Below are 24,401 nucleotides of genomic sequence, written 5' to 3'. Positions count from 1 at the left end.
GCACGTGGATTGCTAGCATGCAACTCATGACTTGACCAAACGGTCAGTTTTTTAAGGAGTTGCCCGCGTGTCCACCCCCTCTACCTCTCCCGCCGACGTACGCGCCGGCCGCCTCAGCACCGAGGAATACGTCCAGCGCTTCGCCGATGCGACCCCGCGCTTCACCAATACCCAGGCCCTGCTGGAAGCCGAGCGCTGCCTGTATTGCTATGACGCGCCCTGCGCCACGGCCTGCCCCACCAGCATTGATGTGCCGTCGTTTATCAAGCGCATTGCCGACGGCAACCTGCGCGGCTCTGCCAAGGCGATTCTGGAAAGCAACCCCCTGGGCGGCATGTGCGCCCGCGTCTGCCCCACCGAGAACCTGTGCGAGGCCGTCTGCGTGCGCAACACGCAAGAGGACCGCCCGGTAGCTATTGGCCGCCTGCAGCGCCACGCGGTGGACGCCCTGATGGAGAGCGACAAACCGCAAATCTTTACCCGCGCCCCATCCACCGGCAAAAAGGTGGCCGTGGTGGGCGCTGGCCCCGCGGGCCTGGCCTGTGCCTACACGTTGGCGCGTGAAGGGCACGACGTGGTGGTGTTTGACGCCAAGCCCAAGGCCGGTGGCCTGAACGAATACGGCCTGGCCAGCTACAAGACGCCCGGCGACTTTGCCCAGCGCGAAGTGCAGTGGCTGCTGGACATTGGTGGCATCACCATCCAGACCGGCTGGAAGCTGGAAACCGTGGCGCAACTGGAAGCGCTGCGCAAAGACTTTGGCGCCGTGTTCCTGGGCATGGGCCTGGCCACCACGCACCAGCTTGGCGTGCCCGGTGAAGAGCTGGACGGTGTGCAAGACGCGGTGGACTTCATTGCCACGCTGCGCCAGACCGAAGACAAGGCAACGCTGCCCGTGGGCCGCCGCGTGGTGGTGATTGGCGGCGGCATGACCGCAGTGGACGCTGCGGTGCAAAGCAAGCTGCTGGGCGCCAAGGTGGTGCACATGGTGTACCGCCGCGGGCGCGACGCCATGGGCGCATCGCAAGCCGAGCAAGACTGGGCGCAGACCAATGGCGTGGTGCTGCACCAATGGTTGTCGCCCGTAGAAATTGTGGGACGCGACGGCCATGTGGCCGGCGTGCGCTTTGCCGACCAGGCGCTGGTGGGCGGCAAGCTGCAGCCCACGGGCCGCGAGATCACCTTTGAGGCCGACACCGTGCTCAAGGCCATTGGCCAGAAGCTGGGCAATCCCGTGCTGACCGACAGTGGCCTGACGCTCTCCGGCGGCAAGATTGCCACCGACGAAGCGGGCACCACCAACCTGAAGGGCGTGTGGGCCGGCGGCGACTGCCGTGCCGGCGGGCTGGACCTGACCGTAGAGGCCGTGGAACACGGCAAGCAATCGGCCAAAGCCATCCACGCGTACCTCAAGGCCTGAGCGGCCAACCTCAAGAACACCGGAGTCACACCATGGCCAATCTCGCTACTACTTTCGCTGGCATCAAAAGCCCCAACCCCTTCTGGCTGGCATCCGCCCCGCCCACCGACAAGGCCTACAACGTCAACCGCGCGTTTGAGGCCGGCTGGGGCGGCGTGGTCTGGAAAACGCTGGGCGAAGCCGGCCCCCCCGTCGTCAACGTGAACGGCCCGCGCTACGGCGCCCTGCTCTCGCCCGACCGCCGCCTCATGGGCTTCAACAACATCGAGCTCATTACCGACCGCGACTTGGAGCTGAACCTGCGCGAGATCACCGAGGTGAAGCGCAACTGGGCCGACCGCGCGATGATCGTCTCGCTGATGGTGCCCTGCGAAGAGAAAAGCTGGAAGGCTATTCTGCCGCGCGTGGAAGACACGGGCGCCGACGGCATCGAGCTGAACTTTGGCTGCCCCCACGGCATGAGCGAACGCGGCATGGGCGCCGCCGTGGGCCAGGTGCCCGAGTACATCCAGATGGTGACGGAGTGGTGCAAGCAGTACAGCAAGCTGCCCGTGATTGTGAAGCTCACGCCCAACATCACCGACATCCGCAACCCCGCCCGCGCCGCCAAAAAGGGTGGGGCCGATGCCGTGTCGCTCATCAACACCATCAACTCCATCATGGGCGTGGACCCCTACACGCTGACCATGTCGCCCAGCACCGGCGGCAAGGGCAGCCACGGCGGCTACTGCGGCCCGGCCGTCAAACCTATTGCGCTGAACATGGTGGCCGAGATTGCGCGTGACCCGCAAACCGCCGGCATCCCCATCAGCGGCATCGGCGGCATTGGCAACTGGCGCGACGCGCTGGACTTCATCGCGCTAGGCAGCGGCACCGTGCAGGTGTGCACCGCCGCCATGGTCTACGGCTTCAAGATCGTGCAGGAGATGAGCGACGGCCTCTCTAACTACATGGACGAAATGGGCTTTACCAGCGTGGACCAGATCGTGGGCAAGGCCGTGCCCACCGTGAGCGACTGGCGCTACCTGAACCTGAACCACATCAGCAAGGCCGTCATCAACCAGGACAGCTGCATCCAGTGCGGCCGCTGCCACATTGCCTGTGAAGACACCAGCCACCAGGCCATCACCTTCATGAAAGACGGCAAGCGCCACTTCGAGGTGAAGGAAGACGAATGCGTGGGCTGCAACCTGTGTGTGACCGTGTGCCCCGTGCCAGACACCATCACCCTGCGCGATGTGCCGGCTGGCGAAAAAGACTTGCGCACCGGCAGCCTAGTGAGCGATAAACATGCGGACTGGACCACCCACCCCAACAACCCCATGCGCCAGGCCGCCTGAGCCGAGGTTTAGGCATCAAATTGGCCTCTAGCCCCCGTATCCATTGCGCAAGCAGCTACTAATTTAGGAGCATTTATGACTAGCATTCTGATCAAAGGCGGCACCGTGGTGAACGCCGACCGGTCTTTCCGGGCCGATGTGTTGACGCAGGACGGCAAGATTGTGGCCGTGGGCGAGAACCTGTCGGCGCCCGCCGGTGCGACCACGGTGGATGCGGGCGGCCAATACGTGATGCCCGGCGGCATTGACCCGCACACCCATATGCAGCTGCCCTTCATGGGCACGGTCACCATGGACGATTTCTTTACCGGCACCGCGGCCGGTCTGGCCGGTGGCAACACCACCATCATCGACTTCGTCATCCCCGACCCGCAAGAAAACATCCTCGACGCCTACCGCAAGTGGCGCGGCTGGGCCGAGAAGTCGGCGTCGGACTATTCCTTCCACGTCGCCATCACCTGGTGGAGCGAGCAAGTGCGCCAAGACATGGGCACGCTGGTGAAGGAAGAAGGCATCAACAGCTTCAAGCACTTCATGGCCTACAAAAACGCCATCATGTGTGACGACGAAACGCTGGTGAACAGCTTCAAGCGTTCGCTGGAACTGGGCGCCATGCCCACCGTGCATGCCGAGAACGGCGAGCTGGTCTACCTGCTGCAAAAAACCGTGGCCGAGATGGGCATCAAAGGGCCTGAGGGCCACCCGCTCTCGCGTCCGCCCATGGTGGAAGCCGAAGCCGCCAACCGCGCCATTGCCATCGCCGATGTGCTGAACGTGCCTATCTACGTGGTGCACGTGAGCTGCGTGGAAGCGGCTGAGGCCATTGCCCGTGCTCGCGCGCGCGGCCAACGCGTGTACGGCGAAGTGCTGGCCGGCCACTTGGTGCTGGACGACAGCGTCTACCGCCACCCCGACTTTGCCACCGCCGCGGCGCACGTGATGAGCCCGCCCTTCCGCCCCAAGGGCAATAGCGAATTTTTGTGGCGCGGCCTGCAAAGCGGCAACCTGCACACCACCGCCACCGACCACTGCACCTTCTGCGCCGCGCAAAAGGCCGCGGGCAAAGACGACTTCAGCAAGATCCCCAACGGCTGCGGCGGCGTGGAAGAACGCCTGGCCGTGATCTGGGACGAAGGTGTGAACACCGGCCGCCTGACGCCCAGCGAGTTTGTGGCCGTGACGTCTGCCAACACCGCCAAGCTGTTCAACATCTACCCGCAAAAGGGCAGCGTGTCCGTGGGCGCCGATGCTGACCTGGTGGTGTGGGACCCCGCCGGCACCAAGACCCTGTCGGTCAAGACGCAGCACAGCAAGGGCGACTTCAACATCTTTGAAGGCCGCACCGTCAAGGGCATCCCCAGCCACACCGTGAGCCAGGGCGAGCTGGTCTATGTGCAGGGCGACCTGCGTGCTGTGAAGGGCAAGGGCCGCTACCTGAAGCGCCCCGCCTTCAGCGACAACTTTGCCGCCAACAAACTGCGGGCCGACACGCTGGCCCCCACCGCCGTAAAGCGTTAAACCCAAAGCTAAGACCCAAGGACACCACCATGACCACCGCAACAGCCATCGACATCGACAAGGTCCGCATCAACGGCGATCGCCTCTGGGCTTCGCTCATGGAGCTGGCCAAGATAGGCGCCACGCCCAAGGGCGGCGTGTGCCGCCTGACGCTGACCGACCTGGACAAGCAGGGCCGCGACCTGGTGCTGGGCTGGGCCAAAGACGCGGGCATGACCATCACCATCGACAAGATCGGCAACGGCTTCATGCGCCGCGCCGGGCGCAACAACAGCCTGCCGCCCATCATGACCGGCAGCCACATCGACACCCAGCCCACGGGCGGCAAGTTCGATGGCAACTACGGCGTGCTGGCCGGCATCGAGGTGGTGCGCACGTTGAATGACTTGGGCATAGAAACCGAAGCGCCCATCGAAGTGGCCTTCTGGACCAACGAAGAAGGCTCGCGCTTTGTGCCGGTGATGATGGGCTCGGGCGTGTTTGCCAAGGCCTTCACGCTGGAGCATGCGTATGCGGCCACCGACACCGAAGGCAAAACCGTGAAGGGTGAGCTGGAGCGCATCGGCTACATCGGCACCCAGGAACCGGGCGACCACCCGATTGGCGCGTACTTTGAGACGCACATCGAACAAGGCCCGGTGCTGGAAGACAACGACGTGACCATTGGCGTGGTCAGCGGCGTATTGGGCATCCGCTGGTTTGACTGCACCGTGACCGGCATGGAAGCCCACGCCGGCCCCACGCCCATGGCCCTGCGCAAAGACGCGCTGCTGGCCGCCACGCGCATCATGCAAGACGTGGTGGCGGCCGCCCATCGCCACCCGCCGCATGGCCGCGGCACCGTGGGCATGGTGCAGGTGTTCCCCAACAGCCGCAACGTCATCCCCGGCCGCGTGAAGTTCAGCATTGACCTGCGCAACGCCACCGACGCACTGGTGGACCAAATGGCCGACGAGGTGAAAGCCTTTGCCGCCAAGGTGGGCCAGGAGCACGGCGTGGACGTGAAGATCGAAATGGTGTCCAGCTACAACGCCATCGCCTTCCACGAGAACTGCGTGGACGCCGTGGGCCGCGCCGCCAAGAAGCTGGGCTACTCCAACATGCCCGCCGTCTCAGGCGCCGGCCACGACGCCGTCTACATGGCCAAGCTGGCCCCCGCCGGCATGATCTTCATCCCCTGCAAAGACGGCATCAGCCACAACGAGATCGAGGACGCGAAGCCCGAGCACATCACCGCGGGGTGCAATGTGTTGTTGCATGCGATGTTGGAGCGGGCTGGGGTGGTTTGACGGTCTGAATCTGGCTGCCACAATGAAACCCGCAGAGCATTTGCCTGCGGGTTTTCTTTTGGGAGGCAAAGTGCATTTAAAGCATTTGAAAATCAAAAACTTTAAGAGTTTTTATGGCGAAACAGAATTCAACTTCGCTGCTGGATTTAACGTGTTGCTCGGTGCAAACTCCAGCGGCAAAAGCTCCATACTTGAATCCATCGCCTTTCATGAAATATCCGATGTTCCGCATCGCTCAGTACTGAATAGCGAAGATTCAGAACAACCCTCCTTGCAAAGACCAGAGGTGGAACTTCGCTTCGCCATTAACGTCACTGAACTCCGAAAACTCACATCACCTGCACCACACGTATATGTAGGAATAGGAGCCGGAGATGGAAATAGTTTTTACACCACCGACATTAATGCAGTGAACGATCAACTGGCTACTGGAGCGCTGGATTTGGACATAAAGCGCGGAATAACTACCGGTCAGTTTTGCAGAGTTAGTTTTACCGGCTGGCCATCAACTTGGCAGCAATTGGGTGGCAATAGTCGCGCCATTAATTTCGCAAGATTGGATCAATCTGAAGTCCCAAAAGTGGCTGAAATTTCTGGAGTTATGTCGAATCAAAATCAGCTAAGTGAGTTTCTACAGAAAGTTCAACGGAAGATCTACAAATTTTCATCTGAGCGCAAGGTGCAACCCATTTGTTTGCACACCAATCACAACGGTGGAGAACTCTTACCAGATGGTGCGAACTTAGCCTTCTGCATCAATAACCTGCAAACAAACAGGAAAGTGTTATTCGATCGAATAAATCACCTGTTGCAGCGAATTTTCCCGACCATCTATTGGGTGGGCGCTCCGGCTAGCATCAATGGACAGAACACTTTCGAACTCAAAGTTCACACTACTCCTCCAGACTTGAATCGCGAAGATTTGGCGGTCCCAATCAATCAAGTGGGAACTGGCGTTGGCAATGCGCTCGCCATGCTGTACGTGGTATTGACTGCTCCAACACCACGAATAATCTTGCTTGAGGAACCCAACTCGTTTCTCCATCCCAGGGCGCTACGGGAGTTGCTTTCCATTCTTGCTGAACACGGAAGTCAACATCAATACTTCATCACCACCCATTCCAGCGATGTTCTTCGCACCGTCAACGCCTCAACTGTGACATTGCTTGAACACGACGGCCAACAAACCACGGCCAAGCAGACTACAGGTCAAAAGCTACACGACTTAAAGGCAGGTTTGGTTGAGCTTGGCATCAGCCTGACCGATCTGCATGGTTGTGACAAAGTTCTTTGGGTCGAAGGTGAGACAGAGGAAGCTGTCTTTCCACAACTTCTTCGGAAGTACTTGCCCGAACAAGCGCAAGGCATAGCTGTACTGCCGCTCTATGCAACCGGCGACTTCGAATCACGCAAGTACAACCCCAAGAAAGTTGCTGAAATCTACAAGAGACTCAGTAGTGGCAGTTTTCTTGCGCCTCCGATGGTTGCAATCGCGCTGGATAGAGAGCAACGCAAAGACAGTGAGATTGCGCAAATTGAAAAAGAGTGTGCGGGGATCGTTCATTTTCTGCCCGAGGCGATACTGGAAGACTACTTCCTTCATGCCGGGGCCATTCAAGCTGTTCTGGAAGCGGAAATCAAAGAAACGTTAGCTCCGCAGACAGTCGCCGAGGCACTGAGCCGAGTGCTGAAGAGCAGCGAAGTGCTGCTGAATCCCAGGAAACCTAAAAGCGCAGCCGTGCACGCGGCCAAGGTACTAAAAGCCGTTTTTCTGGAGCTTGGGACGATCGAGTATCACAAGACCGCTCATGGACCGCGAATCGTGGAATGGCTATTGGTGAATGCACCTGAGCATTTGCAGCCTCTTGAAGCATGGCTCAGAGCAGTCATGCAAGAAAAGGCGTAAGTACGTACAGACAACTACATCTTCACCGACTTTTTGCATTCCATGCTTACCTTTGAAAAAATCAGCTATTTCCTGACAGGTATCCGCTGTGAGCCCACCGCACATGGTATTCGCCTACGCACAGTGCTTGGAATCCTGTTCTCATCGGTTTGCGGGATATTTGCTGCAATATTTCTTGCTGCCGCCGCCGGCAATGGGAATTCCTCAAGTTCGCTCATCCGGATCTTCTTACCCGGGTTAGTTTTGTATGTCGCGTACTTCACACTGATATGCATCGCCTATCAACGACGCTCATATCAAGTCGCGCAATACTTGGCTTGGGCACCCCTTTGGCTTACCGCACTTCTAGGTGTTTTGAGCATGGTTTGGAGTTTGTAAACTCCAACGACCTCTAACTACGGGCGTTTAGTCTAGCTACCAGTTCTTCAATTTCTCCAACAACCCTGCCTTCACATCCCCGCTAGCAAAACTAGCCTCAATCGACGTCCGCGCCACATCCCGCGTCACCGCATCCGTCCACCCAAACGCCCGCCGACACAGCGCGTATTCCCCCACCAAACTCGCACCCAGCAGCGCCGGGTCATCGGTATTCAAAGAGACACGCACACCCGCCTGCCGCAGCCGCTCGATGGGGTGCGCCTCGATGGACGGATACACCCCCAGCACCAGATTCGACGTGGGGCACACGCCCAGCGGAATTTTCCGATCCGCCAGCATTTGCACCAGCGCCGGGTCTTCGATGGCGCGCACGCCGTGGTCGATGCGGTCGGCGCCCAGCAGGTTCACGGCGTCCCACACGCCTTCGGGGCCGCTGGATTCTCCCGCGTGCACGGTGCGGCGCAGGCCGGCACTGGCTGCCTTGCGGAAGGCTTCTGCAAACCGGGGGCCGGTGCGGCCGGCGGTGGCTTCGTTTCCGTCTACGGATAGCGCCACCACGCGCGGGTGGCGCAGGCTGGTTAATGTGTCCACCAGTTCGATGGCCTCGTCTGCCGACTGCGTGCGCAGCAGGCTGACGCACAGGCCTACGCCGGGCAGGCCGTCTTGTTCCGCAGCGCTAAAGCCCGCGTGGATGGCATCGAGCATGGGGCCCAGGCGGCCATGCCATGCGTGCCAGTGGGTGGGGTTGAAGATGACGTCGGCATAGCCCGTGCCGTTGGCCGCCAGCCGCTGGCTGAGGCCGTAGCTCAGCTCCACCAAGCGGTCTTGCGTGCGGGCCAGGCCGCAGGCCAGGTCCAAGAAGCCCAGAAAATCTGCCAGGCCGGAGAACTTGAACAGGTCCTCTTGCGGCCTGGGCAAGGCCACGCCTTCGGTCTTGGCCCACTGCGCAATCAGCGCGGCTTCAAAGCAGCCCTCCAGGTGCAGGTGCACTTCGGCCTTGGGCAGAGCCTTCAGGCGCGTCTCTTCGGCGGATGGCAAGGGCGCGCTCATGGTTTGGCCTGGGCCAGGCAGTACGCCACCACTGCGTTGGCGTGGCCGTGGCCCATGCCGTGCTCGGCCTTGAGCCAGTTGACGATCTCCATGTGCTTCTTGCCTTGCTGCCCGCGCACCAGGGCAAACCAATGGTCCATGGGGTGGCCGTAGGTCTTCTCGATGGACGGGAAATACGACGCGGGGCCTTTGACTTTTTCGGGGGCTGCCATGGTGATCTCCTTGCTGTGGATTTCTGGGGAGCCCCTATTGTTATCTGCCTGCAGCGGCCAGGTTGCCCATGCCCACCAACGCGGCCTCCACCGCTTCGTCCAGCGGCGTATGCGGCTCATGCCCCAATGTCGCAACCAGCTTGGCGTTGTCCATACCCAGAGGCGTCTTCCACAGGTAACGCATCTCGCGCAGCTCCCGCAGGGTGGCCACAAAGGGCGCGGCCAGCGTCATCAGCCACCAGGGGAAGGCGCTCACCTTGGGCTGGGCGCCACCGCGGCGAGTGACCACGCGGCGGATGGACTCGGCCATCTGTGTGCCATCGGCATCCCAATGGCCTTGCATGTGGAAGGCGGCAAAAGGCTCCAGCGTGTCGCGGCGCTGCAGCAGGGCCACCATGGTGCGGGCCACGTCGGGCACATACGACCACTGGTGGCCCACACCGGGCGCGCCGGGCAGGCTGATGGCCTTGACCGGCAGGCCCGGCTTGACCAGCCCCTGCGAGAACCAGCTATTGGCCACCTTGGGGCCAAAAAAATCGCCCGCCCGCACTACGATCACTTTGCAGCCCTGGCCGCTGACGGCGCGCAAGCGGCGCTCCAGCTCTACGCGGATGGCGCCTTTGCGGGTGACGGGGTTTTGCGGCGAATCCTCTCGCAGCAGGGGGAAGGCGTCGGGCCCAAAGTTGTAGACCGTGCCGGGCAGCACGATGGTGGATCCCTGCGCCTGTGCGGCGGCAATGGTGTTGTCCACCATGGGCAGAACCACCTCCGCCCAGCGGCGGTAGCCCGGTGGGTTGACGGCGTGCACGATGACGGCGCAGCCCTGGGCCGCGGCCAGCACATCGGCGCGGTTCATGGCATCGCCGCGCACCCATTCAATACCGCCCGTTTGTTCGGTGGCTTGCACGCCGCCACGGCGCAGGGCGCGCACTGTCCAGCCGGCTTCCACCAGTTGCCGTGCCACTTCGCCGCCAATGCCGCCGGTGGCGCCCAGTACCAATGCCGTGTTTCCCAATGCTGTGTTGCTGCTCATCTCATTACTCCTTCAAAAACGTGTTGCGATGGGATGAAGTTTGGAAGGGCCCGGGTTAATAAGCAATTGACCAACATGCACCAGCCGCCATACATTTCTGTATGACTACTGACAACCACACCGAGATTGGCTGGGAGCTGTACCGCTCGTATTTGGGCGTGCTGGAAGAGGGCTCGCTCTCTGGCGCGGCCCGCGCCATGGGCATTGCCCAGCCCACCGTGGGGCGGCACATTGACGCGCTGGAGAAGGCGCTGGGCGTGGCGCTGTTCACCCGCTCCCAAACCGGGCTGCTGCCCACCGACGCAGCGCTGGCGCTGCAGCCGTTTGCCCAGGCCATGAGCACCTCTGCCACCGCGCTGAAGCGTGCCGCCGAGAGCCAGGGCTCGGGCATCAAGGGCACGGTGCGCGTGACGGCCAGCGAGGTGGTGGGCGTGGAGGTGTTGCCGCCCATCCTGGCGCAGCTGCAGAGTGCTTACCCTGACCTGAAGGTGGAGCTGGTACTGAGCAACCGTGTGCAAGACCTGCTGCAGCGCGAGGCCGACATTGCCGTGCGCATGACGCAGCCCAAGCAAGAGCAACTGATTGCCCGGCGCGTGGGCCAGGTGAACCTGGGCTTTCACGCGCACCAGCAGTACCTGCAGCGGCGCGGCACACCCCAGACCATGGCGGATCTGGCGCAGCACGCGCTCATTGGATTTGACGAGGAGACCGCCTTTGTGCGCGCCGCGCGCAAAGGCTTTGCGCTGTGGCAGCGCGATGCATTCACATTGCGCACCGACAACGATGTGGCGCAGCTGGCGCTGATCCGTGCGGGCTGCGGCATTGGCATTTGCCAGCTGCCCCTGGCGGCACGCGACCCGCAGCTGGTGCACCTGCTGCCCGACAGCTTTACCCTAGGCCTGGAAACCTGGCTCACCATGCATGAAGACCTGCGCAACACGCCACGCTGCAAGGTGGCGTTTGACGCGTTGCTGCAGGGGCTGCAGGCCTACATGGGAGAGTGATGCCCCGCCCCACCTGCCCACGCTGCCTGCGCCCGCTAGCCACTTGTATCTGCAGTTTCATCACGCTCACAGCCTCTGCCTGTGAAGTGCTGATCCTGCAGCACCCGCTGGAACAACACCATGCCAAGAACAGCGCGCGCCTGCTGCACCTGAGCCTGCCCGGCAGCCGCCTGGTGGTGGGTGAAGCGTTTGACGATGCGGCGCTGCAGGCGCTGATGCCGGAGCCCAAAACCACCGTGCTGCTGTACCCGCCCACCGACTACGCGGACCACGCGGCGCCCGCGCTGCTGGATGCGACACAACTGGTTGATCTACAAAAACTCAGGCTGGTGGTGCTGGACGCCACTTGGCGCAAGAGCCGCAAGATGCTGCACCAAAGCCCTGCGCTGCAGCGCCTGCCGCGGCTGGCACTGGATGCAGTGCCCGCAGGCCGCTACGCGATCCGCAAGGCACACGCACCGGGGCAGCTGTCTACGCTGGAGGCCACCTGTGCCGCGCTGGCGCAGCTGGAAGGGGACGCTGCACGCTGGCAGCCGCTGCTGGAAGCCTTCGACGGCTTTGTGGCGCAGCAGACTTACATACCAAATTAGTCTCTAGCCCGCGTGAAATATGCGCTAATTGCTCCTGATTCAGGAGCAATTAGCGCTTACGCATGAACTTGAAGATCAAAATCCAGAAACTCAGGATTAGTGATGCCACAGGGAACTGCAGCGCCGTGGGCATGAAGTAGATGACCAGCACGCCGGGTATCCACACGCACCACACGGCAATGAGCACAGGCAGGTAGTGTTGGCTCAGAAAGTCGGTCGATGCGAACCATTTCAAGGTGCTGGCACGAAGGCCTTCGTCCTTCCAGACAAAGGCTGCCACCATGAGGAAGTTGGACACGGGCGAATACACAAACTGGTCGAACAACATCTTCTTCACGATAGTGGGCGCGTCGTTGCCATTGCCAAACATGCTGGCCTGCAGTGCGTAGAGCATGTCCACCGAAATGCCGATGAGCCCAAACACCAACGTGGCGTAGGCCATGTCCCACCACACGGTGGGAGACACGGGCTGGCGCAGCACCGCAAAGGCCAGCACCTCTGGCACCAGCACGGCAAACAGGGCGTAGCTGACGAACGCAAACGGGTAACCCCAGGCCTGCTTGAGCAGGCCCCATTGCGTTAGCCCAGCCTGCACGGCCGGGCTCCAGGCATAGACGATGAGCAGCAGCACCAGCCCGCACCACAGCACCAGCCCCGGTTTGACGTTGGCCAGTACGGCAGCGCGAACCTGGTGCAGCGCGGTGGCGGGGGTGGCGTCCGCCATCAGGCGGCCAGCGCCAGCTCGGCCAGCTTCACCGCACCGTCAAAGCTGCGCGCCCCGCCAATGAACAGGTTCAGGTGGCAGAACACGCTGTCTGCCACGCCGCTCACCGCGGCCAGCTCGGCGTCGCGCAGGCCGGCCCAAGCTTCGGGCAGGTCCATGCGGGCGGTGAACGAGCCAGACTCCACCGGCACGGTTTTGATCTGGTACTGGTTGCCGTCGGAATCGGGGTAGATGACGAACATCACCTCGGGCATTTCATTCACCACCACATGCGTCCAGGGCATGCCGCCCTCTTGCAGGTGCAGCACGCGGCCGCCCAGCAGGCGTGGCGCGTTGCGCACGGTGTCCATGGCGCGCAGTTGCGCCACTTTTTTGCTGATGGCGTGGTCCAGAAACTTGCGGGTGATGGCAATGGCTTCGCGGAAGCGCGTTTCCAGCAGCTGGGCCTTGGCGGTATGGTCCAGGCCCTGCTCTTCCAGCCAATGGGTGTTGAGCTGGGCGATGAGGCTGGAGAGGCCAAAGATGCCGGGCGACACATCGCCTTGGCCGGTGTCCACAATGTCCAGGTACTGCACCAGCGAATGGTCGATGGAGTTGACCACGCTGGCCACGGCCACGTCGTCCAGCGTATGGCCGTGGGTGCTGGCCCAGGCTTTGACATAGGCCGTGCCAAAGGCCGACCACACCAGGCCCGCGCTGGCGTAGCCCACGCCGGGCACGGTGGCACCGTCTACCTCGCGTGCGGGGCGTGCGCCATCAAAGCCGCGCTGGTGGTGGTCAAAGCGGCCCTTGGTAGCGTCCCAGGTGCCGCCCACGTCGACCACAAAGTCAGCGGTCTCGATCAGCTCCTGCTTGCGGGTGCGGACCAGGGTGTGCGATGGGAACACGCCCATCAGGATGCCCACGCCAAATACGTCGTCGGCGTGGAAGGTGCCACTGTGCGTGGCGATGGTGGTGGTTGTGTCGGTCATGCAGCGATTTTAGGGACTCGCTCGCGGTAGTAATGGCTGACTGGGTCTTTGGCCAGGTGCGCGGCGATGTGGTCCCAGGTGCCCGATGCCACCACGGTGGCGATATGCGCCTGGTGGGCGGTCTCAGAGTCCCAGTGCTCCAGCAAGGTGAAAACGCACGGCTTTTCGCTGCCGGCAAAGACGCGTACGCCCTGACAACCGTTCACACGGGGCAGGTCGTGTTGCACCTGGTCCAGCAGGGCCGCAAACGGCGCAGACGCCTCGGGGTGGGTTTCGAATGTGATGATGACCTGGATACCGCTCATGAATGGCTTTGCCTCAGAAAGTAAGATGGAAGAACGTCGGCCCGGACGCATCCGGGGCCAACAGCGTCCATGCTACGAACGGCGGCGGTGCGCGGCAATGTCGAAAACTGCGGTTTCCTTGACCTCTGCTGCGGACTTGCTGCGGTCTGCATCCAGCAGGCGGCGACTGTATTCGGTGGGCGATACCTCAAAGCGGCGCTTGAACTCGCGAGTGAAGTGCGCAGCGCTTTCAAAACCGACCTGCTCGGCCACCTCGCTGGGGCGCAACGGGCTACCCAGCATGAGCACGCGGGCCTGGTCCAGGCGCACATCGCGCAAGTAGCGCATGGGGCTGACGCCCGCCACCTGGCGAAAGCTGTGGGCGTAGTGCGAAGGGCTCATGGCCGCGTGGTCTGCCAACCCACCGACCGACAGCGAACCTGCGAAGTTGGCCTGGATGAACTGGATGGACTTTTGGATGCGGGTGGCCGAGCGGCCCATGGCCGCAGCGTCGCGAATGGCAAAGGCGGCGTTGGAACGGATCAGGCGCACCACGATCTCTTCCACCACCAGCGGCGCCAGTGTGGCGCAATCCAAGGCAGTATCGGTGGCAGGCAGCAGCCGGGCGAAGGCCTGCAACACACCCGTGTCCACCGGCGACACAAAGTTCTCGCGCACCGGCGTGGGCGCAAGTGCCCCCTGCTTCTCTGCCAACGTGACGAAGGTTTTGACCAGCGCAGCGGGTGGCAGATCGAGATGGATGGCGAGGTAAGGGCAGTCGGAGCTTGCAGTCACCACGGTTCCGTGGCACACGGTTTCACCACCCAAGACCAGGTAGTGCAGCGGGTCGTAGGCATGCAGCTGGCCACCCAGGTTGGCCGTCTTGGCACCTTGCAAGACCACCACGATGCCGGGGGCCAGGCGCTGCGCCTTGGTGTATTCAATGGGGTGGGAGAAGCGGTAGTACCGAAGCCCGGGATACAAGGAATCGGTACGGCCTTCGGCAGATGCACGTGCAGCAACCATGGACCGCAAGCGTTCCACTACGGACAGGGCCGCCTGCTCTTTCAACGGCATGCTAGCGCAGCTTGAACACCGACACCGCCCACGTCATCGGCGTGGACGGTGCCACTGTGCGTGGCGGTGGTAGTGGTCATCTCCCGATTTTAGGGAGCACGCGCGGATGTTGCGGATCGGGGCTATGCGAAGTCTTCCCCGAACAGCAGCTTCCACACCGTACCAAAGGCCACCTGCTGGCGTACCTCGGCGGGCAGGCAGCCCAAAAAGTGGCGGTGCTTTTGGTCGTACTCCTGGATGCGGTCCATGCGGTCGCCGCCCAGGTCCAGCGCCGACATGAAACGGTCTGCGCGTGCGGCCATCAGGTCGCGCCAGGCGGGCGTGAGCTGGCCATCGCCCCCCCAAACACGCGCGTGCCGCTGTTGGCTCAGGGGATAGACAGACCGCGCATCGCCAAAGGCGGTGTCGAAATAGAGATTGGGAAACCGGCTGAGCAAGCCATCCACGTACACCGGGCTGTAGCGCGAGGCGCGCTCCAAATAGCGTATTTGACCGACATGGCACCAGACCACACGGGCTTTGGGGTACTGCAACAGCATCTGCTCCAGCGCGGACAGCAGGGCATCCTCAATCTCGTAGTGGAGCTGGAAGCACAACCCGGTCTTTTCGCTGATGCCAAACAGTCGGTGGCCCAGTGGCCCGTCCAGGGCGATGGCTACATCGCGGTCGTCACCTCCCCGCTTGACTTGGCGCGGTGAGGGGTAGTGCCGAAATTCATACTCCCCCAACAAGGCTATTTCGCCCGCCAAAGCCGCAGCCTCCTGGGCCAGCAAAAACTCTTCGCCTACCTCGGTGGTGAAAGGCGGCTGCCCCCCGTTGCCCACGGGGATGAAGTGCTCGGGAAACTGCGCAGTGATCTGTCGGGAAAAGTTGTCGCGCAGCACCCCGCGCTCGAACTGGTGGTTACCCATGTCAGACGACAGCGCCATGGCGCCGATGTGGAGCCGGTCGAGCTCGGCAGCCAGGGCGGGGACGTCCACCTTGGCGGGGTTACACGAACTTTCCACATCGATGTAGGGCAACTGCCCAGCCGCCAACAGGCGCTTGATGCGGCGCGCATAGCCGGCCTGGAGCACAGCCAGGTTGGCCGGTGCCTCTTGCGCGCGCACGCCGCCCAGCCAAAGTGCTGCAAACCCACCAGCGGCCAAGCATTGCCTGCGTTTCATGACGCGAACCCTCCGTGCGATCTGCCCATGATAACGACGCCGAACGCGCAACCGCAAAGCGGCCAGGCGCGCCACAAGCCCCCGTCTTTTAAGGGGTTGGGCCGACTGAGGTTTCGCTGGAAGCGGCCTCTGACCCTACCATCGCCCGGGTCACTTAGAACAGAGAGCCTGACCATGGATTTTTTAACCGACCCCAATGTCTGGATTGCCTTTGGGATGTTGACCGCCCTGGAGATCGTGCTGGGCATAGACAACATCATCTTCATCTCCATCCTGGTGGGCCGCCTGCCACCCGAGTTGCGCGACAAGGCGCGCCGGTTGGGCCTGGGCTTTGCCATGGTCTCACGGCTGTTGCTGCTGTTCTCGCTGAGCTGGGTGATGGGGCTGACCTCGGACCTGTTCACCATTGCCAGCCAGGGATTCAGCGGGCGCGATCTGGTGCTGCTGCTGGGCGGTGTATTCCTGCTCTACAAGGCATCCCACGAAATCTTTGTGGAGGTGGAAGCGCGCGACCAACACGCCCCCGCTGCTACCGAGTCGGCTGCCGTCAAGGCCGCTGGCACCCGGCTGTTCTGGGCCATCATCGGCCAGATCGCCATCATCGACATCGTGTTTTCACTGGACTCCGTCATCACCGCCGTGGGCATGGTGGACCAGATCAGCGTGATGGTGGCCGCGGTGATTGCATCCGTGGGTGTCATGTTGGTGGCTGCCAAGCCGATTGGCGAGTTTGTGGACAAGCACCCGTCGGTCAAGGTACTGGCCCTGGCCTTTTTGGTGATGGTGGGCATGGCTCTGACCGCCGAGGCCTTTGACCAGCACATCCCCAAGGGCTATATCTACGCCGCCATGGCCTTCTCGCTGGGGGTGGAAGCGCTCAACATCCGGGCGCGCAGCAAGCGCCAGGCGCTGAAGGGCTAAGTGTCAAATGACGGCCTAGCCCCCGCCAACATTGCGCTAGCAGCTCCTGATTTCATAGCGAATCAGGGGCTATTTTTTTGGCCAGAGGTGCCAGCAGCTGCGTCACCCAGCTGCCGCCACTCACCAACACAATGCCCAGCAGCACCGGCACCGCGCCGACCAGAAAACTGGCCTCGATGGGCTCATTCAGCAGCCAGGCGCCCAGCACGATGCCGAACAGTGGCGTCATGAACGAGAACACGCCCAGGCGCGATGCCAGGTAGTGGCGCAACAACCAGAACCACACTAGAAAACTCGCAAACGACACCACCAGCGTGTGGAACGCCAAGGCAGCCCAGACCCGGGGGATGGGGTTGAAGTGGGCCTGGCCTGTAGACAGCGCCACCACCAGCAACAGCACAAACGCACATACCAATTGGTAGAGCAAGGTTTGCGTGGCCGGCGCGCTGGAGAGGCGCGAGCAGCGCACCACCATGGTGGTGGCGCCCCAGGCCATGCCACCCATCAGGCCCAGCAAATCACCCAGCAGCATGTTGCCGGGCGCCGCCGCAGACGGCTGGCTGCGGCCGAAGAAGGCAATCGACAAGCCGCCAAAGGCCATGGCAATGCCCAACCACTGCACAGCGCCCAGGCGCTCGGCTGGCAGGCGCCAGTGCAGACCCAGCGCAGCGAAGATGGGCGCGGTGTACAGGAACACCACCATGTGCGAGGCGCTGGTGTGGCGCAGGCCTTCGCCCACCAGCAAAAACTCCAGCGCAAACAGCGAGCCCACCACCAGCCCTGCACGCCAGTTGCCATTGCGCAGACCCCAGTCTTCGCGGCGCACCAGCATCAGCAAGCCCACCAACACCGCGGCGGCGCCAGAACGCAGGGCAATCAGAAAGATGGGGGCAATGTCGCTGGCCGTGGCCTTGAGCGCAACTTGTTGAAGTGCCCACAGCACGCACAGCACCAGCATGCAGCCAATGGCTTGGGAATCGAGGGGTTTGCGGATGTCCATGCACTGATTATTGAATTGACGGCTTTCATTGATATAGTGAAAACCAGACAAGCCATACACCGAAGCCGACAAACGCCTCACTCCCTGGCCGCCCTCCCCGCCATGCCCATCCTCAAACCCAAGCTGGAGATACCGCTCTCCAGCGCCAACCTGCCCTCGCCCATCATGTTTCGCAGCGCGGTGGCGCCGGCCGAGGGCATCTACCCGCTGCACCAGCATGCCTGGGGCGAGTTTGTGTATTCCTTTAGCGGCGTGATGGAAGTGAAGGTGGCAGACCACCACTACCTGGCACCGCCGCAGTACGGCGTGTGGTTGCCGCCCAACCTCAAGCATGTGGGGCTGAACCGCTACGAAGCGCACCACTGCTCGCTGTACATAGGCCCCGCACTGTGCCACCTGCTGCCCGCCACGCCCTGCGCGCTAACGGTGAGCCCACTGGTGCGCGCGCTCATGGAACACCTGCGCCAGCAGCTGCCCGGCACAACCGCAAGCGTGCAAGAGGCGCGCCTGCTGCAGGTGCTGCTGGACCAGCTGGTGCAGGCGCCACGTGCAGGCAGCTACCTGCCCACCTCGGAAGACCCGCTGCTGAGCGCGGTGCTGCGCATGCTGGAGGCCAACCCCGGCGACAACCGCTCATTGCCCGAACTGGCAAACGCAGCCCACACCACGGAGCGCACGCTAATGCGCCGTTGCCAGCGCGACCTGGGCATATCGCTGGCGGAGTGGCGCCAGCGGCTGCGCGTGGTACGCGCCATGCCCTTGCTGGAAGCCGGCCAAACGGTGGAGACGATTGCGCTGGACCTGGGTTATGGCAGCGCCTCTGCCTTCATCAGCATGTTCAAAAAGCTGATGGGCGCCACGCCCGATGAATACCGCAAAGGCGTGTTGACTCAGGCGACCTTTCTCTGATTGGCAAACTCAAGCGTTAGCTGCATTGCGCGTCTGCCTCCATTCACGCGGTGCGACACCACACTGAGCCTTGAATGCGCGGGACAACGCAGCCTCACTCCCATACCCAACCTCGCCAGCAATCATTTTCAGTTGCTGCCCTTGTAGCAAGGCTTTCTGTACAAGCCTCACCCGCCAAGCCTGTAGGTAAGCGCCCGTGGTGCTGCCAACAGTGGCTCTAAAGGTACCTGCAAAGATGCTGCGGGACATACCCGCAATTTGCGCCAACGCCTCCAAAGACCATTCCTCTGCGGGTTGCTCGTGCATGGCGACAAGTGCTTTGCGCAGCTTGGGATGCGACATGCCTGCCAGCAGACCACTGCGGATCTGCCCGCTTTCCATCAAATGCCGCAGAACCTGAATTAGCACGATTTCAAATAGCCGGTCCACCACCTCGCGACGACCGCAGTTGTCGCCAAACGCCTCTTCAAAGAGAAGCGCCAGTACCTGGTCGGCGCGGTCGAGGGTATTGAGAGGTAGACAAACTACATCGGGTAGGGCTCCGGCAACAGGGTTCGCAGCGCCGCCATCAAAGTGCAAGTGCGCACAGGCCAACTCTGCGCCATGCTGGGCATCAGTAACGAACCGACGCGCAAATGGCCTCGGATACAGCAGCAGGCTGGGCTCTGCCACATGCAGTGCGGGCTGTCCTGAGTGGATGGCGTCGAGTACCCCGGCTTTCACCAGATGCAGTTGCCCCCCTTCACCCTGGTCCGTGAATTCGGTGATTCCACACAAAGCGCCGGAATGGAACACCTGGGCACGTACCGGGAAATGCTTCAACAAGGCGTCGAGACGGTCAGTGCATACATTGGCCATAGAAAGTACTCCCGATCAAGTTATGCGCATTTTATGTGATGTTTCGTATCTTCAAGCCGATAAAGTTCGTACTGCCAAACGGCAATTCGCAATCCGTCCATTCACCCAGGAGTTAGTTATGTCAATCGAAAAAGTTCTGTACAGCACACAGGCCACCGCCACCGGTGGCCGCGAAGGAAGCGCCACTTCGTCTGATGGTGTTTTGAAAGTCCAGCTGTCCACACCGCGCGAACTCGGTGGCGCCGGAGGCCCTGGCACCAACCCCGAGCAACTGTTTGCTGCTGGCTATTCGGCCTGCTTCTTGGGGGCGCTGAAGTTTGTTGCCAGCCAAGAGAAGGTGGCTTTGTCGGCCGCGACCAACGTGACCGGCACCGTCGGCATCGGTGCCATCCCGACCGGCTTTGGCATTGAAGTCGCGTTGCAGATCAGCATTCCTGACCTGACCCGCGAGACGGCGCAGGCCCTGGTTGACAAGGCCCACATCGTTTGCCCGTACTCCAACGCCACGCGAAACAACATTGATGTGTCTTTGACGCTCATCTAAACATCGCACCACCCTTCCATTCAACCCAAAGGAATCACCATGACATTCAAGACAAAACTTCTGACTGCCGCCCTCGCCACTGCCATTTCCAGCTTCGCAATGGCAGCGGGCAGTCCCGGCGTCGAACACAACACCCAGGCCTTTCTTGAGGCGCTCGCCAAGGGTGGCGGCAAGCCCTTGGAGACCTTTTCTCCCGCCGATGCGCGCGCCGTGCTGGTGGGTGCACAGCAGGGCGCCAAGCTGGCGCCTGCGGACGTGAGCGAAAAGACCATTCAAATTGACGGCAAACCACTGAAGCTCACCATCGTGCGCCCCGCAGGTGCCAAAGGTGTGCTGCCAGCCTTCATGTTCTTCCACGGCGGTGGCTGGATCCTGGGCGACTTCCCAACCCACGAGCGCTTCGTACGTGACCTGGTGGCTGATTCCGGTGCAGCAGCCGTGTTCGTCAACTACACACCCTCGCCCGAATCGCGCTACCCCGTGGCCATCAATGAGGCCTATGCGGCAACCCAGTGGGTAGCCGAGAACGGTGCCCAGATCAACGTAGATGGCAAGCGCCTGGCGGTGGCGGGAAACAGCGTGGGCGGCAACATGGCTGCGGTGGTCGCACTGATGGCCAAAGCCAAGGGAACCCCGGCGCTGCGCGCACAAGTGTTGTTCTGGCCCGTTACGAACGCCAACTTCGAGAACGCTTCCTATGATGAGTTTGCGAATGATCACTTCTTGACCAAAGGCATGATGAAGTGGTTCTGGGACGCCTACACGACCGACGCAAAGCAACGCCAAGAAATCTATGCCTCGCCATTGCAGGCAACGCCGGAGCAATTGAAGGGCTTGCCGCCAACACTGGTTCAAACGGCTGAAAAAGATGTGCTGCGCGACGAAGGCGAGGCCTATGCGCGCAAGTTGGATGCCGCTGGCGTGACCGTGGTGTCCACCCGTTACGGCGGCATGATTCACGACTTCGGGCTGTTGAATGTGTTGTCGTCTCTGCCTGCCACCAAGGCGGCACTGCATCAGGCCAGCGAAGAGCTGAAGTTGCGTCTGAAATAAGCGGCTTGCATAACCACAGGTGTCATCCAAAACACCTGTGGCATCGCCAGCGTTCAGGTGACAGGCCTGCTCCAGACCCCATGCTGTGCGTCAGGCTCCTTTGCTTTTTGCCAATGACTTGGCAGAAAGCACATGGGCCAGCTTCTGCTCGCCGAATGCATGGATGGCGAAATCAATGAAAGCGCGCGTTTTGGCAGGCAGCAATTTCTGGCTGGCGAAGTAGAGCGAGATCGGCCCCAGATCGACATGCCATTCGGGCAGCAGTCGCTCCAATGTGCCACTGGCCAAGTGGGGGGCGGCATACGGCACGGCCACCAAGCCAACTCCCAGGCCCAACAAGGTCGCGCGGCACTGCGCATCCGGGTCGTTGATAAAAATTGCGGTCTTTTGTTCGGCTTCCATTTCAGTGCCAGCACTGTTACGCATGATTCGCGTGCGTGCGCGGCCATTCAGGGGGGAGCGCATGACCACACCAGCGAATTCAGCAAGTCCGCTCGGGTCTTTGGGGCGGCGTTTTCCGCGCATGAAAGCCGGGGATGCCACCGCGACCAGCTGTATCCGCCCCAGCTCGCGCGCCACCATGCCAGGCTGCAATTCGAAGCCACCGCCGATAGCCGCATCGAAACCTTCGGCAATCAGGTCCACCGGACGGTTGTCAAAAATCCAGTCGGGTATCACTGCCGGATAGCGCTCCAGAAAGGTCGGCATCAATGGCAACAGGAACTCCATCCCAAAGCCGGGCGCAGCAGTAAGTTTGAGTACTCCGGCGGGCTGTCCAGCATTCACCATGATGTCGGCAATCGCATCCTGGACGCTCTTGAGCCCACCGCGCACGGATTGCAAAAAATGTTCACCTGCTTCGCTTAGGGTCAGACCGCGTGTGCTGCGCTGGAACAGCCGTACGCCGAGATTGCGCTCCAGTTGCGCAACGTTGCGGCTGACCGCCGCAGGTGTCAGCGCCAGCCGACGTGCTGCGGACGAGAAGCTGCCGCTTTCTGCGCTTCGAACGAAAGACTCCAGATTGGCGAAAGTTTCCATGACTAACCTTCAATTATTAGTTGAAACAGATTCTATCCAGCTGCAACTACCGATAGATGACGGAAGCACCTAAAGTTCACTCCTGAAAGCATTTATTACCTCATTTATCAAAAGGATTTAGTTATGAGTATCGGAATCATCGGTTCAGGCGGCTTGGGCGCTAATGTGGCGCGTGCACTTGCCAAGAAGGGCATCACAGCAACCATTTCCAACAGTCGTGGGCCAGCCTCCCTGGCCGCGTTGATTGCGGAAGTTGGCCCTTCCATCAAGGCGGGCACTGTGGCAGAAGCGGCAAGCGCGGACATCGTGCTGGTGGCCGTGCGTTGGGAGTCTCTGCCAGCGATGCTCTCAAGCATGCCCGCCTGGAATGGACGCATCGTCATTGACGGCACCAACCCAGTTGAGTTTCTTGACCCCAATGCACCCAAGGACCCGACCAATCCACTGGCGGACTGGGGTATCAAGGCGATTGACCTGGGTGGCCAGCACTCCAGCGCGGTATTTCGCGAGATGGTGCCCGGTGCACGGGTTGTGAAAGCCTTCAACCATCTGGATGTGAATGCGCTGGCTCAGACGGAAGTTTCCGGCGGCACGCGGGTCCAGTTCTATTCGGGTGATGACGCTGCCGCAAAAGCCGAAGTCCGCAAGCTGCTTGAAGCGGCTGGCTACTTTGCCGTAGACCTGGGGACGCTTGATGTGGGTGGCCCGCTGTCACAACTGCCGTTTGGCCCACTGGCAGCGATCAACTTCATCAAGATCTAAAAGATACGAACAAGCACTCTTTTGACTCACCAAGACAACACCATGAAACGACGCAATCTCATCACAGCCGCGACGGTCGCCATGGCCACTTTGGCCACCCCGGTTCTGGCACAGGAAACGGGTAAAAACTTGACTTCAGCACAATTATTGAAACGTAGCCTCGATACTTTTTTTGCCAAAGACATGAAAGGCTGGGCAGCCCTCTGCGACGAGAACGTTGTCGTCGAGTTCCCTTTCTCGCCCGATCCCGCATCCAAAAAAATTGTCGGCCGCGCGGCGATCTATGAGTACTTGCGCAACTACCCCAAAGTCATTGATGTCAAAACCATCCCCACTCTGAAAATCCACGTGACGGACGATCCGAATGTGGCCATCGCCGAGTGGAGCGCCTCGGGCCGAGTGATCAGCAACGGCAATCCCTACGAGATGAGCTACGCCACGTTCGTGACTTTCCGCAACGGCCTGATCGTCAACTACCGCGAGTATTGGAACCCCATGGCATTCATGGCTGCCATGAGCGGCGCCAAGTTTTAATGCGAAAACCACGCTCTTCAGTGTGGTCGCCAGGTTCGCCGCTGCGCCTGCACAGATCGGTCCCCTGGCCGCGATCAACTTCATCAAGGTCTAAACGCTGCGTTGCAGCTTGACGACATCGTCTGTGCCAAATTTTTAATTTTTTAGGACTTTCCATGATCGACGTTTTCAGTGCCATCAATGGCCGCACCTCTGCCAACAATTTTGACCCCACCCACGTGATGACCCAGTCGGAGATCACAGAACTGGCGGAACTGACCAACCAAACTCCCACATCCTTCAACCAGCAAAACTGGCGACTTGTGGCGGTCAATACCCCCGCAGCCAAAGCCCGCCTCAAGGCCGCTGCCTACAACCAAGCTAAAGTGGGCGACGCTGCGACAACCTTTGTGGTCGTTGGCAAAGTCGGTGGCCATAAAGATCTGCCCGTGCTGATCAAGCCCATGCTCGACGGTGGCCATATCGACCAAGCTGCCTTTGATGGCTGGATTGGCATGGCCAACGGCACGTATGACGGCAAAGAGCAGCTCCAACGTGATGAAGCCATACGCTCCGCTTCCATGGCTGCGATGACGCTGATGTATGCAGCAAACGGCAAAGGTCTGGTGTCGGGAGCCATGATTGGATATGACCCAGCAGCAGTCAGTGCCGAGTGCAAGCTCGCATCTGATGAAATACCGGTGATGCTGATTGCGGTAGGTCGTGCAGCGCCCGGTAACTGGCCCCGTAAAGCACGTCGTGCTGTGGCTGACGTGGTGAGCTTCAGCGCTGACTAAGTTTTTTGGGGGGGTATGGTTGAAGTAGACAAGTCCAAGAAGGA

Annotated in this window: 25 protein-coding genes; 14 read left to right on the top strand and 11 right to left on the bottom strand. The window is 61.2% G+C overall.

Translation table 11 applies throughout. The features are described 5' to 3' along the window. Window positions 1-67: 67 nt before the first annotated feature. The 5 genes from AC1DZ5_RS05360 (at window position 68) to AC1DZ5_RS05340 (ending at window position 7,473) form a co-directional block, all read left to right on the top strand. Window positions 68-1,420 (top strand): NAD(P)-dependent oxidoreductase, encoded by a 1,353-nt coding sequence (locus AC1DZ5_RS05360; RefSeq protein ID WP_477886824.1) that lies wholly within the window; start codon window positions 68-70, stop codon window positions 1,418-1,420. Window positions 1,421-1,452: 32 nt separating this feature from the next. Beyond that, window positions 1,453-2,760, top strand: a complete 1,308-nt coding sequence (gene preA, locus AC1DZ5_RS05355) for an NAD-dependent dihydropyrimidine dehydrogenase subunit PreA (RefSeq protein ID WP_477886822.1) — start codon at window positions 1,453-1,455, stop codon at window positions 2,758-2,760. Between the two features lie 75 nt (window positions 2,761-2,835). After that, window positions 2,836-4,278: a dihydropyrimidinase gene (hydA, locus tag AC1DZ5_RS05350; RefSeq protein WP_477886820.1), complete on the top strand. Its 1,443-nt coding sequence runs from the start codon at window positions 2,836-2,838 to the stop codon at window positions 4,276-4,278. Between the two features lie 29 nt (window positions 4,279-4,307). Further along, entirely contained in the window at window positions 4,308-5,567 is a 1,260-nt protein-coding gene (locus AC1DZ5_RS05345) for a Zn-dependent hydrolase (RefSeq protein ID WP_477886818.1), read from the top strand. 22 nt (window positions 5,568-5,589) lie between these two features. Beyond that, window positions 5,590-7,473 (top strand): ATP-dependent nuclease, encoded by a 1,884-nt coding sequence (locus AC1DZ5_RS05340; protein WP_477886815.1) that lies wholly within the window; start codon window positions 5,590-5,592, stop codon window positions 7,471-7,473. A gap of 414 nt (window positions 7,474-7,887) precedes the next feature. On the opposite strand, the gene add is transcribed toward AC1DZ5_RS05340, so the two are convergent. Genes add through AC1DZ5_RS05325 form a run of 3 tightly spaced genes read right to left on the bottom strand, consistent with a single transcriptional unit; the run spans window position 7,888 to window position 10,146 of the window. Then, window positions 7,888-8,901 (bottom strand): adenosine deaminase, encoded by a 1,014-nt coding sequence (add, locus tag AC1DZ5_RS05335; RefSeq protein WP_477886813.1) that lies wholly within the window; start codon window positions 8,899-8,901, stop codon window positions 7,888-7,890. Further along, window positions 8,898-9,113 (bottom strand): DUF4287 domain-containing protein, encoded by a 216-nt coding sequence (locus AC1DZ5_RS05330; protein WP_477886811.1) that lies wholly within the window; start codon window positions 9,111-9,113, stop codon window positions 8,898-8,900. Before AC1DZ5_RS05330 ends, add begins: the two co-directional genes overlap by 4 nt. Before the next feature lie 40 nt (window positions 9,114-9,153). Beyond that, window positions 9,154-10,146 (bottom strand): SDR family oxidoreductase, encoded by a 993-nt coding sequence (locus AC1DZ5_RS05325; RefSeq protein WP_477886809.1) that lies wholly within the window; start codon window positions 10,144-10,146, stop codon window positions 9,154-9,156. A gap of 101 nt (window positions 10,147-10,247) precedes the next feature. Here AC1DZ5_RS05325 and AC1DZ5_RS05320 point away from each other — a divergent pair, with 101 nt between their 5' ends. After that, a complete protein-coding gene (locus AC1DZ5_RS05320; RefSeq protein WP_477886807.1) occupies window positions 10,248-11,150 on the top strand; it encodes a LysR family transcriptional regulator in 903 nt (300 codons plus the stop codon). Further along, the gene (locus AC1DZ5_RS05315; RefSeq protein WP_477886805.1) at window positions 11,150-11,740 is read left to right on the top strand and encodes a tRNA-uridine aminocarboxypropyltransferase; all 591 of its coding nucleotides are present in this window, start codon (window positions 11,150-11,152) and stop codon (window positions 11,738-11,740) included. The genes AC1DZ5_RS05320 and AC1DZ5_RS05315 overlap by 1 nt, the downstream gene beginning before the upstream one ends. Before the next feature lie 49 nt (window positions 11,741-11,789). Here the strand turns inward: AC1DZ5_RS05315 and AC1DZ5_RS05310 are convergent, their stop codons facing one another. The 5 genes from AC1DZ5_RS05310 to AC1DZ5_RS05290 all read right to left on the bottom strand — a co-directional run bounded on the left by AC1DZ5_RS05310 (window position 11,790) and on the right by AC1DZ5_RS05290 (window position 15,962). Beyond that, window positions 11,790-12,464: a hypothetical protein gene (locus AC1DZ5_RS05310; protein ID WP_477886803.1), complete on the bottom strand. Its 675-nt coding sequence runs from the start codon at window positions 12,462-12,464 to the stop codon at window positions 11,790-11,792. After that, window positions 12,464-13,435 (bottom strand): MYG1 family protein, encoded by a 972-nt coding sequence (locus AC1DZ5_RS05305; RefSeq protein ID WP_477886801.1) that lies wholly within the window; start codon window positions 13,433-13,435, stop codon window positions 12,464-12,466. The genes AC1DZ5_RS05310 and AC1DZ5_RS05305 overlap by 1 nt, the downstream gene beginning before the upstream one ends. Next, complete coding sequence (locus AC1DZ5_RS05300) at window positions 13,432-13,740, bottom strand: putative quinol monooxygenase (protein ID WP_477886799.1); 309 nt, start codon at window positions 13,738-13,740, stop codon at window positions 13,432-13,434. The genes AC1DZ5_RS05305 and AC1DZ5_RS05300 overlap by 4 nt, the downstream gene beginning before the upstream one ends. Window positions 13,741-13,812: 72 nt before the next feature. Next, the gene (locus AC1DZ5_RS05295; RefSeq protein WP_477886797.1) at window positions 13,813-14,796 is read right to left on the bottom strand and encodes an AraC family transcriptional regulator; all 984 of its coding nucleotides are present in this window, start codon (window positions 14,794-14,796) and stop codon (window positions 13,813-13,815) included. Between the two features lie 122 nt (window positions 14,797-14,918). Then, window positions 14,919-15,962 (bottom strand): amidohydrolase, encoded by a 1,044-nt coding sequence (locus AC1DZ5_RS05290; protein ID WP_477886795.1) that lies wholly within the window; start codon window positions 15,960-15,962, stop codon window positions 14,919-14,921. A gap of 174 nt (window positions 15,963-16,136) precedes the next feature. On the opposite strand from AC1DZ5_RS05290, the gene AC1DZ5_RS05285 reads away from it, so the two are divergent. Then, window positions 16,137-16,883 (top strand): TerC family protein, encoded by a 747-nt coding sequence (locus AC1DZ5_RS05285; protein ID WP_477886793.1) that lies wholly within the window; start codon window positions 16,137-16,139, stop codon window positions 16,881-16,883. Window positions 16,884-16,935: 52 nt separating this feature from the next. On the opposite strand, the gene AC1DZ5_RS05280 is transcribed toward AC1DZ5_RS05285, so the two are convergent. Continuing rightward, window positions 16,936-17,883, bottom strand: coding sequence for a DMT family transporter (locus tag AC1DZ5_RS05280; RefSeq protein WP_477886791.1), 948 nt, complete (start codon window positions 17,881-17,883; stop codon window positions 16,936-16,938). Between the two features lie 102 nt (window positions 17,884-17,985). On the opposite strand from AC1DZ5_RS05280, the gene AC1DZ5_RS05275 reads away from it, so the two are divergent. Continuing rightward, a complete protein-coding gene (locus tag AC1DZ5_RS05275) occupies window positions 17,986-18,792 on the top strand; it encodes an AraC family ligand binding domain-containing protein (RefSeq protein ID WP_477886789.1) in 807 nt (268 codons plus the stop codon). A 9-nt stretch (window positions 18,793-18,801) separates the two neighbouring features. On the opposite strand, the gene AC1DZ5_RS05270 is transcribed toward AC1DZ5_RS05275, so the two are convergent. Beyond that, window positions 18,802-19,650, bottom strand: a complete 849-nt coding sequence (locus AC1DZ5_RS05270) for an AraC family transcriptional regulator (protein WP_477886787.1) — start codon at window positions 19,648-19,650, stop codon at window positions 18,802-18,804. 118 nt (window positions 19,651-19,768) lie between these two features. On the opposite strand from AC1DZ5_RS05270, the gene AC1DZ5_RS05265 reads away from it, so the two are divergent. Both AC1DZ5_RS05265 and AC1DZ5_RS05260 read left to right on the top strand, forming a co-directional pair. Continuing rightward, window positions 19,769-20,194, top strand: a complete 426-nt coding sequence (locus AC1DZ5_RS05265; protein WP_477886785.1) for an organic hydroperoxide resistance protein — start codon at window positions 19,769-19,771, stop codon at window positions 20,192-20,194. Window positions 20,195-20,233: 39 nt separating this feature from the next. After that, the gene (locus AC1DZ5_RS05260; RefSeq protein WP_477886783.1) at window positions 20,234-21,247 is read left to right on the top strand and encodes an alpha/beta hydrolase; all 1,014 of its coding nucleotides are present in this window, start codon (window positions 20,234-20,236) and stop codon (window positions 21,245-21,247) included. 90 nt (window positions 21,248-21,337) lie between these two features. On the opposite strand, the gene AC1DZ5_RS05255 is transcribed toward AC1DZ5_RS05260, so the two are convergent. Next, window positions 21,338-22,285 (bottom strand): LysR substrate-binding domain-containing protein, encoded by a 948-nt coding sequence (locus AC1DZ5_RS05255; protein WP_477886781.1) that lies wholly within the window; start codon window positions 22,283-22,285, stop codon window positions 21,338-21,340. A 123-nt stretch (window positions 22,286-22,408) separates the two neighbouring features. Between AC1DZ5_RS05255 and AC1DZ5_RS05250 the strand changes: the two genes are divergently transcribed. The 3 genes from AC1DZ5_RS05250 to AC1DZ5_RS05240 all read left to right on the top strand — a co-directional run bounded on the left by AC1DZ5_RS05250 (window position 22,409) and on the right by AC1DZ5_RS05240 (window position 24,357). Continuing rightward, window positions 22,409-23,047, top strand: a complete 639-nt coding sequence (locus tag AC1DZ5_RS05250; protein ID WP_477886779.1) for an NADPH-dependent F420 reductase — start codon at window positions 22,409-22,411, stop codon at window positions 23,045-23,047. Window positions 23,048-23,089: 42 nt separating this feature from the next. After that, a complete protein-coding gene (locus AC1DZ5_RS05245) occupies window positions 23,090-23,581 on the top strand; it encodes a nuclear transport factor 2 family protein (protein ID WP_477886777.1) in 492 nt (163 codons plus the stop codon). 155 nt (window positions 23,582-23,736) lie between these two features. Continuing rightward, window positions 23,737-24,357, top strand: a complete 621-nt coding sequence (locus tag AC1DZ5_RS05240; RefSeq protein WP_477886775.1) for a nitroreductase family protein — start codon at window positions 23,737-23,739, stop codon at window positions 24,355-24,357. The last annotated feature ends 44 nt before the right edge of the window (window positions 24,358-24,401 follow it).

The sequence above is a fragment of the Rhodoferax sp. P1_F3 genome, from assembly GCF_056405715.1.
The sequence above is the reverse complement of the archived record's forward strand: the minus strand, read 5'-3'. Positions and strand labels throughout refer to the sequence as shown.